The organism is Geitlerinema sp. PCC 9228, assembly GCF_001870905.1.
Lineage (GTDB): Bacteria > Cyanobacteriota > Cyanobacteriia > Cyanobacteriales > PCC-9228 > PCC-9228.
The window spans coordinates 2,543-2,783 of record NZ_LNDC01000054.1 but is presented as its reverse complement, the minus strand read 5'-3'; the positions used below and the strand labels follow the sequence as shown (position 1 = coordinate 2,783).

The window sequence follows — 241 nt, the reverse complement described above, 5'->3', positions numbered from 1 at the left end:
AGGGTGATGTTCCAGTTGCCATCTTGGTCGGCAGTGGTTTTCTCTACGCTTTGGCGGCCTTTTTGTAAGATTTCCACCTCTGCTCCGGGTTCGGCGGTACCGCTCAATGGACCGTTGGTGCTGCCGGAGGTGGTGATTTCGGGAGGATTGGGGGCCGTGGTATCTAGGGTTAACTTGATTTCCTCGGAAGCGCTAGAGGTGTTGCCAACCCGATCGGTGGCTTGGGCAGTCAAGGTATAGT

The 241-nt window shown here is 55.6% G+C and carries 1 protein-coding gene; it reads right to left on the bottom strand.

Annotated features, from left to right (window positions below; all coding sequences use genetic code 11):
* On the bottom strand, positions 1 to 241 hold a 241-nt coding region (locus AS151_RS21945; protein ID WP_211517515.1), incomplete at both ends, for an Ig-like domain-containing protein.